The 15,722-nt window shown below is 59.7% G+C and carries 17 protein-coding genes; 14 read left to right on the forward strand and 3 right to left on the reverse strand.

Annotated elements, in window-relative coordinates; genetic code table 11:
- The first annotated feature begins 128 nt into the window (after window positions 1-128).
- From sctW to AC30D9_RS02245, 14 genes are all read left to right on the forward strand, one after another.
- The gene (gene sctW, locus AC30D9_RS02180) at window positions 129-1,241 is read left to right on the forward strand and encodes a type III secretion system gatekeeper subunit SctW (RefSeq protein WP_307572125.1); all 1,113 of its coding nucleotides are present in this window, start codon (window positions 129-131) and stop codon (window positions 1,239-1,241) included.
- On the forward strand, window positions 1,241-3,340 hold the full coding sequence (gene sctV, locus AC30D9_RS02185; protein ID WP_307572431.1) for a type III secretion system export apparatus subunit SctV: 2,100 nt from the start codon (window positions 1,241-1,243) through the stop codon (window positions 3,338-3,340). Before sctW ends, sctV begins: the two co-directional genes overlap by 1 nt.
- 17 nt (window positions 3,341-3,357) lie before the next feature.
- Window positions 3,358-4,317: an FHA domain-containing protein gene (locus tag AC30D9_RS02190; RefSeq protein ID WP_490143318.1), complete on the forward strand. Its 960-nt coding sequence runs from the start codon at window positions 3,358-3,360 to the stop codon at window positions 4,315-4,317.
- Window positions 4,314-5,663 carry a FliI/YscN family ATPase gene (locus tag AC30D9_RS02195; protein WP_307572123.1) on the forward strand — a complete coding sequence of 450 codons (1,350 nt, stop codon included), beginning with the start codon at window positions 4,314-4,316 and terminating at the stop codon, window positions 5,661-5,663. The genes AC30D9_RS02190 and AC30D9_RS02195 overlap by 4 nt, the downstream gene beginning before the upstream one ends.
- 2 nt (window positions 5,664-5,665) lie before the next feature.
- Window positions 5,666-6,109, forward strand: coding sequence for a type III secretion protein (locus AC30D9_RS02200; RefSeq protein WP_307572122.1), 444 nt, complete (start codon window positions 5,666-5,668; stop codon window positions 6,107-6,109).
- A gap of 7 nt (window positions 6,110-6,116) precedes the next feature.
- Window positions 6,117-6,677: a type III secretion system HrpP C-terminal domain-containing protein gene (locus tag AC30D9_RS02205; RefSeq protein ID WP_490143319.1), complete on the forward strand. Its 561-nt coding sequence runs from the start codon at window positions 6,117-6,119 to the stop codon at window positions 6,675-6,677.
- Window positions 6,674-7,396 carry a type III secretion system protein gene (locus AC30D9_RS02210; protein WP_490143320.1) on the forward strand — a complete coding sequence of 241 codons (723 nt, stop codon included), beginning with the start codon at window positions 6,674-6,676 and terminating at the stop codon, window positions 7,394-7,396. The genes AC30D9_RS02205 and AC30D9_RS02210 overlap by 4 nt, the downstream gene beginning before the upstream one ends.
- Entirely contained in the window at window positions 7,386-7,766 is a 381-nt protein-coding gene (locus AC30D9_RS02215) for a FliM/FliN family flagellar motor switch protein (protein WP_307572119.1), read from the forward strand. The genes AC30D9_RS02210 and AC30D9_RS02215 overlap by 11 nt, the downstream gene beginning before the upstream one ends.
- Entirely contained in the window at window positions 7,763-8,416 is a 654-nt protein-coding gene (gene sctR / locus AC30D9_RS02220; RefSeq protein ID WP_092475365.1) for a type III secretion system export apparatus subunit SctR, read from the forward strand. Before AC30D9_RS02215 ends, sctR begins: the two co-directional genes overlap by 4 nt.
- A gap of 7 nt (window positions 8,417-8,423) precedes the next feature.
- Window positions 8,424-8,690: a type III secretion system export apparatus subunit SctS gene (gene sctS / locus AC30D9_RS02225; protein WP_092164917.1), complete on the forward strand. Its 267-nt coding sequence runs from the start codon at window positions 8,424-8,426 to the stop codon at window positions 8,688-8,690.
- Window positions 8,690-9,484 carry a type III secretion system export apparatus subunit SctT gene (sctT, locus tag AC30D9_RS02230; protein ID WP_307572117.1) on the forward strand — a complete coding sequence of 265 codons (795 nt, stop codon included), beginning with the start codon at window positions 8,690-8,692 and terminating at the stop codon, window positions 9,482-9,484. Before sctS ends, sctT begins: the two co-directional genes overlap by 1 nt.
- A complete protein-coding gene (gene sctU, locus AC30D9_RS02235) occupies window positions 9,481-10,557 on the forward strand; it encodes a type III secretion system export apparatus subunit SctU (protein ID WP_307572116.1) in 1,077 nt (358 codons plus the stop codon). The genes sctT and sctU overlap by 4 nt, the downstream gene beginning before the upstream one ends.
- A gap of 142 nt (window positions 10,558-10,699) precedes the next feature.
- A complete protein-coding gene (locus tag AC30D9_RS02240; protein ID WP_490143321.1) occupies window positions 10,700-11,578 on the forward strand; it encodes a hypothetical protein in 879 nt (292 codons plus the stop codon).
- Window positions 11,566-12,987: a hypothetical protein gene (locus tag AC30D9_RS02245; RefSeq protein WP_490143322.1), complete on the forward strand. Its 1,422-nt coding sequence runs from the start codon at window positions 11,566-11,568 to the stop codon at window positions 12,985-12,987. Before AC30D9_RS02240 ends, AC30D9_RS02245 begins: the two co-directional genes overlap by 13 nt.
- 93 nt (window positions 12,988-13,080) lie before the next feature.
- Here AC30D9_RS02245 and AC30D9_RS02250 read toward each other — a convergent pair whose 3' ends face one another.
- The 3 genes from AC30D9_RS02250 to sctC are packed head-to-tail and all read right to left on the reverse strand — an operon-like array spanning window position 13,081 to window position 15,721.
- A complete protein-coding gene (locus AC30D9_RS02250; protein ID WP_307572113.1) occupies window positions 13,081-13,428 on the reverse strand; it encodes a type III secretion protein HrpV in 348 nt (115 codons plus the stop codon).
- 5 nt (window positions 13,429-13,433) lie between these two features.
- Window positions 13,434-13,643 (reverse strand): HrpT family type III secretion system protein, encoded by a 210-nt coding sequence (gene hrpT, locus AC30D9_RS02255; protein WP_025213875.1) that lies wholly within the window; start codon window positions 13,641-13,643, stop codon window positions 13,434-13,436.
- Window positions 13,640-15,721 (reverse strand): type III secretion system outer membrane ring subunit SctC, encoded by a 2,082-nt coding sequence (sctC, locus tag AC30D9_RS02260; protein ID WP_490143323.1) that lies wholly within the window; start codon window positions 15,719-15,721, stop codon window positions 13,640-13,642. The genes hrpT and sctC overlap by 4 nt, the downstream gene beginning before the upstream one ends.
- Between the last annotated feature and the right edge of the window lies 1 nt (window position 15,722).

Here is a 15,722-nt window from a genome sequence, read left to right on the forward strand (position 1 = left end):
ATCTTTTGCATAAACCGATCGAAGTCGTCGCGCATTTATGCACGCCCGCGCGAAAGCTCTGAGTTCAGGAACCCGATAGCGGGTTTGCGCCACTCATTGCCCATGACTCTTTGCATCGATGCCGTCCCATGAAAATCCCCGGTTTCACCCCAGTCGCGATTCATTCGGTCAATCCGGCAAGCGCCCGCCCAGCGTTATCCGTTACGCAGACCGCATCGCAAATCGCAAAAGACCAGGGCACCACGCCACAACAGGTGGCGCGATTCACCTCGGCATTGATCCAACAAAGCAAAGAGCTCAGCCAGCGTGAGCTGATCATCGGCGGTACCGTCTTGCAATCAAAGGCGATGAAGCTCGGTGAGCTTTATCAGATGCTGATGGGCAGTAATGACAAAAGGCTGGATGAAGCAGTGCGTACCCTGCGCCAGACCCTGAAACGTCAACGCCCTGATGAGTCGATGCTTGGCCGGGTGCTCGCTTTCGCTGGCGGGGACCCGGCCAAAGCACACGTCATGCTGCAAGCAGCCATGAAGCAAGCGCATCACGAGGGTGCCCGGGATGAGCACCAGGCGCTGTCGGATCACGCCAGCGCACTCAGGCAGCGCCATGGCAACAGAGCCCGCGCGGGTATCAATACTGCCCGGGCCTTTTCCAGATCGGGGCTGGACTCGCAGCGACGCAAGACTCTGCGGGAATTGTATTACAACGGCGTCGTAGGCCAGCCCACCATATCCAGCCTCATCGACACGCTACTGGGTCAAGAGGATGGCGAAGCACAGTTCGAGCCGACCTTGCGCGACCTGCGTCGTGCCATTGCCGACGACCTTGCCTCAGTCAACCCATCGAGCCCTCGCCAGCAATTACGTACCTTGATGCATGGCGTAAATACCGCCAGGCATGTATCGACTCTGCTTAAAAGCTGCGAACACCTGCTCGGGCGCATGCGTGACAAGAACCCGCAACTGCAGGTGAGCGCACCGACATTTCTCAAACACTTGCTCGTACTCTCGGGCAAGGGCATGAACCTGCAGGAAACCTTGCAACTCACGCAATTTATCGGCGGCGCGCAACTCAAGCATCAGTTGTCATTTCTCAACGGCCTGCGCCCGATGCTCCAACAGCTGCCTATCTTGCTGTGGCAAGACATCAAGTCCCGGCAGAATGCTTTGGGGAACCTGTTGTTGCTGATGGCCGAACTCACTCAGCAAGAGCAAAACCAGCTCAAGGGGAACCCGGCCTGATGAATCTGATTATCGACCTGCTGAACCGTTTGGCACTCGCGGCGATGCGCCGCTCAGAAGTCGTCGGTGCGTTTATCGTGCTGGCCATTGTGTTCATGATGATTACCCCGATACCCACCTGGCTGGTGGACATTCTGATCGCGGTGAACATCTGCATCTCTTGTCTGCTGATCATGTTGGCCATGCAGTTGCCCCGCCCACTCGCCTTCTCGACGTTCCCTTCGGTGCTGCTGATCACAACCATGTTTCGCCTGGCCCTGTCGATTGCCACGACCCGGCTGATTCTGCTGGACCAGGACGCCGGCCACATCGTGGAAGCGTTCGGACAATTCGTGGTAGGCGGCAACCTGGCGGTCGGCATGGTGATTTTCATGATTTTGACGGTGGTGAATTTCATGGTCATCACCAAGGGTTCGGAACGGGTGGCCGAAGTAGGCGCACGCTTCACGCTTGACGCCATGCCCGGTAAACAGATGTCGATCGACAGCGACTTACGTGCCAACCTCATCAGCGTCCACGAGGCCAAGCGCAGGCGCTCGGAGCTTGGCAAGGAAAGCCAGCTGTTTGGCGCAATGGACGGAGCAATGAAGTTCGTCAACGGCGACGCAATCGCCAGCCTGATCATCGTCGCGATCAACATGATTGGTGGTATCACCATTGGCGTTATACAACACGGCATGACTGCCGGCGATGCAGTGCAGCTGTATTCGGTACTGACCATCGGCGACGGCCTCATTGCACAGATCCCCGCGCTGCTGATCTCCGTGACGGCCGGCATGATCATCACTCGCGTGCCGAACGAAGATGCCGTCGGGCCGGCCAATATCGGCCGTGAAATTGCCGAACAGATCACCAGCCAGCCCAAGGCCTGGATCATCGCGTCGGCGGCGATGCTCGGCTTCGCCGCCATGCCCGGGATGCCGACCATGGTGTTCGTCACGATCGCCATCATCTGTTGTGGCGGCAGCCTGTTGCAGATCAATCGCGCCAAGCCCAAGGGCAATCAAGATCAAGCCGCCCCGACAACTCCGGAAAATAACGGACAGGAAGACCTGCGAATGTTCCTGCCCAGCCGCCAGTTTGTCCTGCAATTTCATCCCAGCCAGAGTCTTGAGCGGATCGAGGCCCTGGTCAGCGAGATTCGTCAACGGCGCAATCGCCTGGTGGTGAACTTCGGGCTGACGCTGCCCTCGTTCATCATCGAATACCAGGCGCATCTGGAGCCGGATGAGTTCCGCTTCACGGTGTATGAGGTCCCCGTACTCAGGGCCACGTTCAGCGAGACCTTGGTGGCTATCGATGGCTCCTCGCAGGCCATCGAGAACGACCAGCAATACAGCAAAGGCAGTTCGGAACGGCAGGAAAGCCAATGGATCTGGGTACCCAGCGATGCGGAGCTGTTGAACAACAGTAATGCGCAGCCCATCAGCCCCAGTACGCTGATTATCGAACGCATGGAGCGCGCCCTGCAGATTTGCGGGCCGCAATTCATCGGGCTGCAGGAAACCAAAGCGATCCTCGGTTGGCTGGAAACAGAACAACCGGAACTGGCGCAGGAACTGCAGCGCGTCATGCCTCTCGCGCGTTTTTCTCAGGTGCTGCAGCGGTTGGCTTCAGAATGCGTACCCCTGCGCGGTATCCGGGTGATCGCCGAAACCTTGATCGAACATGGGCAACATGAGCGCGATGTCCTGGCCCTCACCGATTATGTACGTATCGCCCTCAAGTCGCTGATCTATAACCAGTATTGCAGCCAGGAGGGATTGCTCGTCTGGCTATTCACCCCTGAGAGCGAAGGCATCCTGCGTGACAGCCTGCGTCAGACGCAAACCGAGACGTTCTTTGCCCTGAACAGCGAATCCAGCCTGATGCTGGTTCAACAATTGCGCATGGCTTTCCCGCAGCGATCGTCAGAACGCGCGGTGATGTTGGTCGCCCAGGATCTGCGCGCTCCGCTACGGACGTTATTGCAGGACGAGTTCCATCACGTGCCGGTGCTCTCCTTTGCCGAGATCACCAATGCCTCCGAGGTGAAGGTCCTCGGCCGTTTCGACCTGGAAAATGAATTCTTGCCCTTGGAAGACGACTATGCGGCTTGATGTCGAGTGCCTTCGCGATGTTTGAACTACGTGTATTGAATGGGCTGCACCAGGGCGCTGCATTGCCGTTGGTCGGTGACCAATGGGTGATCGGCGCCAACGACGACCATGATCTGGCGCTATACGACCCGGGCATCGCCTCGCTCCACTGTCGGTTGAGCAGAACCGAGGAAGGCTGGAACCTGGCTGCCGAACAGATGCCGATCAACGACGACGAAGGCCGTGCGTCAAACGCTATTACATTGACGCCGAACCAACCGTTCGCCGTCGCAAACGTCTGGCTGTGCCTGGCATCCGCCGAAGAGCCCTGGCCTGACGTACCGGCTCTGGCCACACCTGCGGATGCCAACGGCCAGCCGCCTCAGCCGTCAGCGTCTCCCGCGCGTAAACCGATGCCAGGCGTGCCATCCTTGAAGCTGATATCGGCGGTGATCGCTGGCGTGGTCGTAGGCCTGGTCGGTGGCGCCTGGGGCCTTAGCCAGTCCGAAGCCCCGCCGAGCGCCGTCAAGGTTACCGCGGCCAAGGCGCCTCAAAGTCCGACGCAGCCCTCCCCGGCGACTGGTTCCGCCCGATCCTCCGATAGCACCAGCCTGAAAGATCGGGAACAGATCCGCCGGCTCCTGACCACTCAATTGGCAGAACGCCTGCTCACGGAGGTCACCGTCGAGAATCTTGACGAAGGGTTGGTGCTCAAAGGCAACCTCAAGGAGGAAGCGCTGGAGGTCTACCAGCGAATGCTCAAGAGTTTCAAAGAGCGCTATCCCACGACCGTTCCATTGATCGATCAGGTCGGCATCGTCGGGACCAGCTTGCCGTTCACCCTGGTGCAAATTATCGCTGGCAACAACGCTCACCTGGTGACCGCCGACGGCGTGCAGATTTATGTTGGCGATGTGGTGCAGGGCCTGCGTCTGACGCGGATAGAAGAGCACAAAATCATCTTCGATGGTGACCAGCATATTGAGGTGAGCTGGTGACCGATGCGCTTGAACAATGGGCTCGACAACAACGCGCACGGCTGGCCAGTTGTTCGGCCGTGCGAATCAGCGGCAAGGTTTCGGCGGTGAGCGGGATACTGCTGGAGTGCCAGGTGCCGGCGGCCAAGATTGGCGATCTTTGCGAGGTCAGCAAGGCGGACGGCAGCTCAATGCTGGCGGAGATCGTCGGCTTTACTGACCAATGCACGCTGCTCAGTGCCCTGGGCACCCCTGCCGGCATTCAAGTCGGGGCCCGCATCCAACCGCTTGGGATGGCTCACCGCATAGGGGTGGATGACCAGTTGCTCGGAAGCGTGCTCGATGGTTTTGGTCGACCGTTGCTGGGCGACGGCCTCGGCGCTTTTGCCGATGTCCATGATGGTCGCAGCACCACGGCGGTGATTGCCGATGCCCTCCCGCCGATGCAAAAACCACGCATCAGCAACCCGCTGCCCACCGGTATTCGCGCCATCGACAGCGCCATCCTATTGGGCGAAGGGCAGCGTGTCGGATTGTTCGCCGGAGCGGGCTGCGGCAAGACCACGTTGCTGGCGGAAATGGCCAGGAACATGGACTGCGACGTCATCGTTTTCGGCCTGATCGGCGAACGGGGACGGGAACTGCGCGAGTTCCTCGACCATGAACTGGATGATGAACTACGCCAACGTTCGGTCCTGATCTGTGCCACCTCGGATCGCTCCAGCATGGAGCGTGCGCGCGCCGCTTTCACCGCCACCGCTATCGCCGAAGCCTACCGTCAGCGCGGTATGAAAGTGCTCTTGCTGATTGACTCGCTCACCCGTTTCGCCCGTGCTCAACGCGAAATCGGCATCGCCGCCGGGGAACCGATCGGACGCGGCGGCCTGCCCCCCTCGGTCTACACCCTGCTACCGCAATTGGTCGAGCGCGCCGGCATGAGCGAGAACGGCTCGATCACCGCCATCTACACCGTGCTGATCGAGGCCGACTCGATGAACGACCCCGTCGCCGACGAAGTCAGGTCGCTGCTGGACGGGCACATTGTGCTGTCGCGCAAGTTGGCCGAGCGTGGACACTATCCGGCCATTGACGTGTCCGCGAGCATCAGCCGGATCCTCGGCAACGTCACCAGCCGCGAGCATGTCCAGGCCAATAATCGTCTGCGCCAGTTGATGGCGGCCTACAAGCAGGTGGAAATGCTCCTGCGCCTGGGTGAATACCAGGCCGGCGCCGACCCGGTCACTGATCTGGCGGTACAACTGAACGACAGCATCAACCGCTTCCTGCGCCAGGACCTGCGCGGGCCGGTAGCGCTTGAAGAAACACTCGCCCAACTCAATCACATTACCTCGCAGCTGGTGGACTGACCTTGGACGAAGATCTCGATACGGACCCGGAGCGCCAGGCGCTGGAGCGCGTCATCGGCCTGCTCGGCCCTTTGCGTCAGCACCGCCAGGCCAGTGCCGAACGTACCCGTGCACGCCTTGCACGAGAGGTGGCGAGGTTGCGCGAGCAACTGCTGGCCAGCGAAAGCTCAATGAACCAGGAGCGTACCAATCAGAAGCGCCAGCGGCGATCGTTAGCCGATACCCACCTGCAAACCACTCTGGAACTGGCTGATATCGACCGCTGGCACGAAAAGGAGCGACGCATGCTTGATCGCCTCGCCCAGATCCGCCAGGACGTCAGCCAGTTGCGCTTGCACATCGAAGCGCAGGAGCAGTCGTTGCAACAAGCACAACTGGACGTCAAGGCACGGCAACGCGCGGTGGAAAAACTCGCCTGCATGAGCGAGACACTCAGTGAGGAATAAGTGAGACATGACTACCCCCATCAAGCACACGCCACCCCAACGCCCTGCTCCACAGGCACCTGCCACGCCTACAGCAAAACCCACTGCCGCGGCATCCCCGGCGCCGTCGAGCAAAGGCTCCGAGGTCCAGCGCAACCGTCCGGTCGAGGTCAGATCGGCCAACGACGGGGTCAGGCCGCTGGACGCCGATGCGATGTTGTTCATGCAGATGCTTGTGCCACCGCCGCCCGCCCATTCGGACGACGAGGGCAGCTCGGGCAATGGTGCGAGCACGTTCTCGATGTTCGCGCCGCTCGACGGCATACCGACACAGTTGATTGATGAGCTGGCGCTGCAGTTGCCGCAACACGGCAACCGTCCTTTCAGCGCCACCCTGCTCATGCCCAATCTGGGCAAGGTCCAGATTCGTGCCCAGAAACGAGACAGCCATTGGGACATCGAGCTTGGTCTGGAACGCGCAGACGTCCTGGAGCGACTGACCAAGCACCATGGCGCCTGCCAGCAAGCGTTCGCCGAGGCGCTGGACCATGAGGTCGAGCTGAGATTACAGCCGACGGGGCCTGCATGAAAAAACTCAGCCTGCGACGCCTGTCGAGCACAGCCGCAATGGCCTCTCGGGCCTTGGGGCGCGGCCGTTTCCTCGAGTTCATCAGTGGAACTGAAAAGATACGCATGACGCTCGGTCCGCTGACGCCCTGCGGCGCCATTGCCGATGAGCGCTGGATAGGCTTGTCCAGCCGACACGGCCCCCTGCTGTTGTCGAACGCCGATGCGCTGCTGAGTCTGTGCGGTGAAGTGCCCGTTCTCACCGTCGAGCCGCAGCAAGCGTGGTATTGGCAGTTGATCAATCAACGGATGGCGCCGGTGCTGTCCGACCTGCTCGCACCGTTGGCGCCATTGGCCGACGAGCCGGTACTGGATGAGCGCTGGGATTGTCGCGTGCTCATCGAGCGCAATGGCGAGAAAGCCTACGGAACGCTAAGCCTCGGCGTCGAATCACTGCTGCAGGTACTCAATGACGCACCGTGGCGATTTATCGAACAAACCGTGCCTGGGAGTTGGGTCGTGGCTCATCCGGTCATCGTTGGGCGCATGGATTTGCTGGTCAATCAGCTGCGCTCATTACGTCCAGGCGATGTGTTGTTGCCTGCCGAGGCGGTCTTCGACGTTCAAGGTCGGGGAAACCTGCAACTGGGCAACCAGCGGTGGGCGGTTTGTAGCGAAGACCGGAATGATCACTTACAGCTCAGGCTGATTCACGAAGAAGGCTCCATTCATGAGCAATGAACTGCAGGATGAAGAACCGTTGTACGAGTTCGACAATGACGATGATTTGGCGGCCCAGGAAGCGAACGACGACCAGCAGGAACGGCTCGATTCGGCGCAGCCAGACGACGCCCTCCCGCAAGACGCTGCGACGCAGCCGTCATCGCCCTTGTCCGGCGTGCCCCTGGCGTTGACCGTACGGTGTGGCGAAGTGAAGCTGAGCCTCGAAGCGCTCGGCCGGCTGGCGGCCGGTTCCGTGGTGGATGTCACGGGCATGGCGCCGGGCGCAGCGACGTTGTGCCATGAAGAGCGGGTGGTCGCCTACGGTGAGCTGGTAGACGTGGATGGACGCTTGGGCATGCAAATCACTCGCTTGGTATTTGATCAATGATTCTGGATGGCATGAACCCGATCATGCTCGCGCTGTTTCTGGGTGCGCTCTCGCTGATCCCGTTGTTTTTGATTGTCTGCACCGCATTTCTGAAAATCTCCATGGTGTTGCTGATAACGCGCAATGCCATCGGCGTTCAACAGGTTCCGCCCAATATGGCGTTGTACGGCATTGCCCTGGCGGCGACGATGTTCGTGATGGCTCCGGTGGCTTATGAAATCCAGCAACGGGTGGCTGAAAATCCTCTGCAGATAGGCACTACCGAACAACTTCAAGCCAGCGTGAACACGGTCATCGCCCCGCTGCAAAACTTCATGAGCCGTAACACCGATCCGGACGTCCTGACTCATCTGGTCGACAACACCCATCGTATGTGGCCTGCGGAACTGGCCGAAAAAGCCAGCAGCAAGGATCTGCTGCTGGCGATTCCTGCCTTCGTATTGTCGGAGCTGCAGGCCGGGTTCGAGATCGGTTTTCTGATTTACATTCCGTTCATCGTCATTGATCTGATCGTGTCCAACCTGCTACTGGCGCTTGGCATGCAAATGGTCTCGCCCATGACCATATCGCTGCCGCTCAAACTGCTGCTGTTCGTCCTTGTCCAGGGCTGGACGCGGTTACTCGACAGTCTGTTCTATTCCTATCTGTGAGGCTGCCGTGGAAGCACTGGAGTTGTTCAAACAGGGCATGTATCTGGTGGTGATTCTTACCGCGCCACCGCTGCTGGTCGCGGTGCTGGTGGGCGTGTTGACGTCTCTCGTGCAAGCCTTGATGCAGATCCAGGACCAGACCCTGCCCTTTGGTATCAAGCTGGTCGCCGTGGGCGTGACCCTGGCGGCGACCGGCCGCTGGATCGGTGTCGAATTGATCCTGTTCATCAACACGGCGTTCGACCTGATCGCGCGCACCGGAGGCGCCGTCTGATGCCATTCAATGCCGAGTATTTGTTCGAACTGATGCTCGGTATCGCATTAGCCATGGCCCGGATCCTGCCGTGCATGATGCTGGTGCCAGCGTTTTGCTTCAAATACCTCAAGGGGCCGCTGCGTTACGCCGTGACCTGCGCGGTTGCGATGGTTCCAGCGCCGAGCATCGGTCGGGTGTTGTCCGGACAACATGAAAACTGGCTGATGATCGGCGGTCTGTTGCTCAAGGAAATGGTCCTGGGCGTTCTGTTGGGGTTACTGCTGTATATGCCTTTCTGGATGTTCGCGACGGTAGGTGCCTTGCTCGACAGCCAGCGCGGCGCCCTCAGCGGCGGCCAGATCAACCCTTCCCTGGGGCCCGACGCGACGCCACTGGGCGAGTTGCTGCAGGAAGTGCTGATCATGCTGGTCATCCTGTCCGGCGGCCTCTCGCTGATTACCCAGGTCATCTGGGACAGCTACATCATTTGGCCGCCCACCGCATGGATGCCGATCATGACGGTAGAGGGGCTGGACATACTGCTTGGCGAGCTGAACAGGACCATGCAACACGCATTGCTTTACGCGGCGCCGTTCATAGGCCTGTTGCTGCTGATTGAGGCCGCTTTCGCCATCGTCGGTCTTTATGCCCAGCAACTGAATGTTTCGATTCTGGCGATGCCGGCCAAGAGCGTTATCGGTTTGCTGTTTCTGCTGGTGTATATGCCCACACTGCTCGATCTGGGTAACGCCGAGGTCGGACGCTGGTTCGATTTGAAATTTCTGCTGAACCTGTTGGTAAAAGTGCCGTGAGCGAAAAAACCGAAAAGGCGACGCCAAAAAAAGAACGCGACGCAAGGGAAAAAGGCCAGGTTGGACAGAGCCAGGACCTGGCCAAACTGCTGGTGCTGATGGTGGTCAGCGAAGTCTGCCTGGGCATGGCCGAGGAAAGCATGACACGCCTGCAGCACCTCACCGAATTACCCTTGCGACGCCTGAACGAACCCTTCGCCAGCACTGCCATTGAGCTCAGCGGCACAGCGCTGTGGACACTTGTTTCCTTCATCGTCGCCAGCGTCGGCGTGGCGATCCTGATACGTCTGGCCGGCACCTGGATGCAGATCGGCTTCCTCTTTGCGCCCAAGGCCCTGAAGGTCGATCTCGGCAAGCTCAATCCAATCGGCCAGATCAAGCAGATGTTCTCTAAACAGAATCTGATGAACCTGCTGCTGAGCGTCCTCAAAGCGCTGGCCATTGCGGTCATTCTGTATGTCTCGATCATGCCTATCCTGGGCAAGCTGGTGCTGTTGGCCGACACCGATCTGGTCACCTACTGGCGCTCGTTGCTGGAGGTGTTTCAGAACATCTTGCGCAACACCTTGGGCCTGTTGCTGGTGATCGGCATGGTCGACTTTGCCCTGCAAAAATATTTTCACGCCAAGAAACTGCGCATGAGCCACGAAGACATCAAGCAGGAATACAAGCAGTCCGAAGGCGATCCGCACGTCAAAGGCCATCGTCGTCAGCTGGCGCACGAACTGCTCAACTCCGAACCCAGCACCGCCCCCCGGCCGGTGGAGGATGCCGACCTGCTGTTGGTCAACCCGACCCACTACGCCGTGGCGCTGTACTACCGACCAGGCCAGACGCCGTTGCCGCTGATTCATTGCAAAGGACAAGACGATGATGCGCTGGCCCTGATCAAGCGCGCCCAGAACGCCAAGATTCCCGTGGTCCAATGTGTCTGGCTGGCGCGTGCGTTGTACACCGTTCGCACGGGTCGCCATATACCGCGCGACACGCTGCTGGAAGTTGCCCATATCTATCAGGTCATTCGCCAGCTTGATGAAGTCACCGAGGAAATCATCCAGCTCGAAACCCACTGACCCGCCCTCCCAGTCATAAAACTTTAATACCTGCGCGCTTTAATGGTGGTCAAAACTTCTGGAAGTTTACCCCATGCATTCGTCGAGTTCGCGTTCCCAATCTCCGGGATCAATTCCGCTCTCAGAGCAAACGAACACATGGTTGTTGGAGGCCGCTGAGCGGCTCGGCATTCCCTCTGTACAGGCGCGAGCGTTCTCCCATAGCGCCCAACTGTCGTTGCCGGGGCTGACCTTGCAATTGTCGCTCTGGCAGACGTCGCCTGTGCAGCAGTGGGTGGTGTTGGGTCTTCTGCCACGCCCCAACGGTTTGCCGGTTGAGGTTTGGAGCGAGTTGCTGCTGCGGTCCAATTGCGCCATATCGGCAATGAGCAGTAGCTGCGTCAGTCTGAACGACAGCGGTGACGCTGTGCTCGTGCTGCGCCTTATCTCGCAGCCGCAACATCAGCGTGAAATGCTTGCCGATGAACTGAGCCATCTCTTGTCCGTCGCCGAAAGCCTCGTGGCGGGTGCCACCGCGCTTCAAGGCAACCAAAGCGGTGCACCTCGGCCGGTCACCACGGCACCGAGGCAAGATGAGCACGCGCGGCAACAGGCACAGGCGGCGATGAACCGGGAATGGCACCGTCCATTACTGATCGCTGCGCTGCAGCACTTGGACATCTGCGCCCCGCCCTTCGAGCAGATATTGACTGTCGGCGTGATTCAGGCCAACGGTCGTGCCTATGAAGTGATCGCTGACAGTGATCGCCAACATCTGCTGATCAGTACACCGCTGTCGACTTCGCTGAACACGGCGACGCAACGCGAACGCGCGCTACTGGCCAACCTGCACCTGATGATGCTGACCCAATCTGCCGTGGTCCTCGCGCCACACGGCAGCGCGTTACAGGCGCGCTGGAACAGCACGGGGCTGGACGGCCAGGCATTTGCCGAATGGCTGCTGGATTTTGGTCAACTGGCCGATAGCTTCATGCAGACCTCGGCCATTCGCCCAGCAAGGAACATCGCATGGACCCGATAGCACCTAACCTGGGACGTATCCTGCCAGAACCGCAAATCGAGCTGCGGCATCGACATCGCACCGCTGATATTGATGCTTTAGAGCGCGGCGAGGCACCCGCTCACTTGCCTGACTTCACTTCCCGCGCCCTCGCACATGTGACAGGACTGAGCCAGGCCTTCCATCGCGACTATCTGGTGCCGGCAGGCAGAGCCACGGGTGCGCTCTGGGAAAGCGCCAAGGAACACGGCGTGGCCCTGGGCAACAAGGTCGAACGCGGAGCAAAGCTCGCGTTGAGCGACAGCGCGGCCAATTTGCCTTCCTCCCGCACAACGCTTGCCGCTGCAGGCCATACGGTCCAACAGATGGTCAACTGCGGAGCGCCTACCTATCTTCGCGAGTTGGCGTTCATGCATGCCTACAGTTCGCTCAACGAGGGGCTCGCGAAAAAAAGCCCGGGGGCGATGCTGGCTTTGCAGGCCGCTGTCTCACTGACGATCATTGCCACCCAGCTCTACGTACGCCAACCGCGCCTGGATCGTCTCGCCGCCGACTCCAGCGATGCGGTACGCGGGCACTTCGCCCTTAGCGAAGCGAAATGGAACGCTCTGCCGCCCGATAAACAAGACACGCTGCGCCTGCAGATGAAGCGCGATTCGCGCAATATCACACGCAACCAGGTCGTCGCTGAGGCGCTTTATCTGGGTATGGGCGCCATGGGCGCCGCACGTGGTGACGGTGCGCTGAGCGCGAGGGTTTTGGCCACTCAGCTACGCGACATGATTTATGCCCTTTCTCGCGAAACCATGCAGGCCACCTTCAGCATGACCGCCCCCCAGGACGATACCAAGACCTACGGGGTCGACGAGGATAATATGCCGACGCTCGGCTGGGCCTACGGTGCCATGACCTTGAGCATGGGGTTCATGCTCGACTCCATCAGTGAACAAGTCTTGCCACCGGGCCAGACGTTGACGAGTCCGGCACTGCTCGGGCCGGATCAGCAACCGCTGTTGGGCGAAGCACTGGCCTCTTCCATTCAATCCCTCGCCGGCACGCGCGCGGCATTCAACACCGTTGTCGCGACCCTCGACAACCATCTGCAGCGGCATTTCGACACGCGCCAGGTGGGCACCAACCAGGAGTTGAAGCCGAACCTGCCGCTCAAGGATTATGGCCGGGTCTTGGACCAATCCCCCGCCCGAGTCGCCTGGGCCAGCCTGGCTGGCGCAATCAATATGGCCACCGGCGAAGCACTGCGCGACAAGGTTCCGTCCGCCCTCTCCGGCTTTCTCGGGAATATGGGGACCGCAGCGGCGATGGGTTTGGCTTATCGCACCGTCAATCAAACGTTCCAATCCCACGCGAGTGTGCGCAAGGCTGTCGACAAACAAGCGGCGACGGCTGCTGCCGGGCAACAGCCAGCTTGAACCGCAACGCCGCGCCGCGCGGCCGACAGTTCAAGAGTCGCAAAAGGAAGGGAAACTGCGCCAGCGGTCACTACTGGCGCAGTTGATGGATGGTCAGTCCAGGGGGTTCAAACCTGCCAATAGCAATTGATGCTGGCAGATATTATCGAGCACCGCGCAACCATGGGAGGATGACGGCACCGCATGCCAGACGACGAAATCGCGGTGGGCATCGAGAAACAGAAAATAGTCAGGGAACAGGTAGGATTGCGTGAAGCGCCGCTCCAGCGCCTCACGCAATTGCTGGGGCTGCAGCGCACGACTGTCGATGTGCAACGCTATACCCCAATCATGGTGCTCATGGCGACTCACGAAAGAAACACCCGCTGCTACCGGCCATACCGCTGTTTGCCCAGCAGCCACCCGTTCGTAGAACTCCGCTTTCCCCGAGACTTGTATCATGGTGCTCAATCCCGCAGTGGCACGACAGTGTAGTCCGCGGTGTCCTGCGGATTTTCCAGGCCAGTACGCATGTCCGCTGGCCACCAGATCACCAGCTCCCGGTTATTGGAGTCGGGACGGTCGCAGGACCGTCCCGAACAGCCGCCCGAGGTCGTCGAGCAACCAGAGAGCATCACACACAGAAGGCCGAACGCAGCCCAGTTCATCTTGGTCATCGGCTTGCCTCCTTGAGTAATGATTCGCGAAAGGTCGCGTTGCTCTTGAGCGACTGGGGATTACGCACCGCGACATAGACTTCGCTTTGTTCCCCAGGCTGCAACCAAGCGCGAGGCCATGCACTGACACCCAGCACCCAGCGCCCGCCACAACTGCTTTCATCAATACGCAGCGGTTTGTCACCCGTATTGCGCGCGACCACCACGCCAATACTCCAGGCGTTGCGCCCATACCACTGGCTGCGATCGGCGTCGATGACCAGGCCCTGTTGCGTCGCGCATAAAGTGGCCGGCGTGAATAAAGGCTCGTTACTCGGGGTAAAACCAGTCGGTTGCACATCACTCAACAACTGAGTGAAGGCGCGCTGAATATCAACGCGAGTGGGTTGCCCATCGCCATGGCGCCCGTCGATCCGCTGGGCGGCGGAATCGATATCTTCCGGGTTACCGGTTTCTACATACCGGGCCGGGTCAACCTGGTTACCCACCAACCGAGGCGTAAGAATGAACAAGCGTTCTATCTTGTTGGTGCTGCGGCTACTGGACGTGAACAGCAATTTGCCAATGAGCGGAATGTCACTGAGCCAAGGGATTTTGCTTACCTTGTCGCTCGATTGCAGAGAATGAAAACCACCAACGACCAACGATCCACGCTCGGCGATGACCGCCTGAGTGCTGACGCTGCCGTTACGCACGCTGGGTTTGGTGTCATCGAGCAGCGATGCTTCGACTTGTCCGTCTTCGATATCGAGGATCAACTGCACCTGCGTCTTGCCATTGTGCTGCATCGAGCGTGGAACCACTTGCAGGCTGGTACCGGCAGTAATCGGCTGGATATCGGCAACACGCTCCCCCGTCGCGGTGAGGAACTCGGTCCGGCTGAAATCGATGACAGCGGGCTGGTTCTCCAAGGTGAGGATCGAAGGGTTGCTGATCACTGTCGCCGCCCCCTTGGCTTCCAGCGTACGGACCGCCAGGGCGAACCGTCCGGCGTTTTCGGCCGACAGCGTGGAGCTGCCTGATTCAAGCAAGGACCCTCTGACGTTGGTCCCACCGGCCCAGACATTCCAGTTGCTGGACAACTCGTTCAACTCGTCGCGGTCGATATCGTAGATCACCGCGTCGATTTCGATCAGGTTACGCGGCACATCAAGCTGCCTGACCAGGTTCTCGTACAAGGCCCTGCGCTTGGGTGAGTCGTAGATAAGCACCGCGTTGTTGCGTACGTCGGCGGCGACCCGTATTCGCGACCTGCCAGCGGAACCGCCCTTGCTCTGGGCGCCGACGTCGGCGCCGGCAATCACGCGATCCAGGGTTTGCTGCAACTGATCATCGGCCAGACCGCTCAGCAAGCTCGGCGTACCCGCAAAGCTGCTTCCGCCGCTTGCCCCAGTTCCGAGTCCGGCGCCTTGCAACACGTTGAAGACGCTACCCGAGCCGCCTTGCGAGCGGCTGTCCAGCAACTCCTTGAGGATCGTGGCCACCCCTGAAACCGTCAGTTGTTCATCACGGTAACTGATGGTGCGATCGGCGGCGTTCGCGTAACGCAAGGGCAACACCACGACGTCCTGCTTTTCCTCTGGTTTATCGACGTTGCTGCTGTAGTCGCGAATGAACTGAACATACCGCGCAGGTCCGCTGACCAACACCACGCCTTCGTCCGGCAGGACTCCCCAACCAAATCGGGAATCGAGCAAGCCGAGTTCAGTCAGTGCGCCTTTGAGGTCATCTACGGCGTCCGGGGATACCTCGATTCGCTCGGTTATCTGGTCGCGGGCCGCGCTGACGTACAGGGTATTGTTGTAGACAAACCACTGAAACTGATGCTGCTGGCCCAATCGATCAAGAAACGCCTGCGGATTGTCGGCGCGGATACGCCCCTCAACGACGCCTTCAAGAGGGTCCATCTCAAGATTGACGCCAAACTCTCGGGCAAATGCTTCAAGAACGCTTGAAAGCTCGGTCTGTTGCGCGTCGAACGCATAGGCCGTTTGTTTCCACGCTGGCGGTATCGCCGCGAACGCCGGAGCGCTCAGCCCCATTAACAGCCACGGTAACCACCGGTAGGCCTTACGCATA

It is taken from the genome of Pseudomonas sp. DF11 (assembly GCF_058148565.1).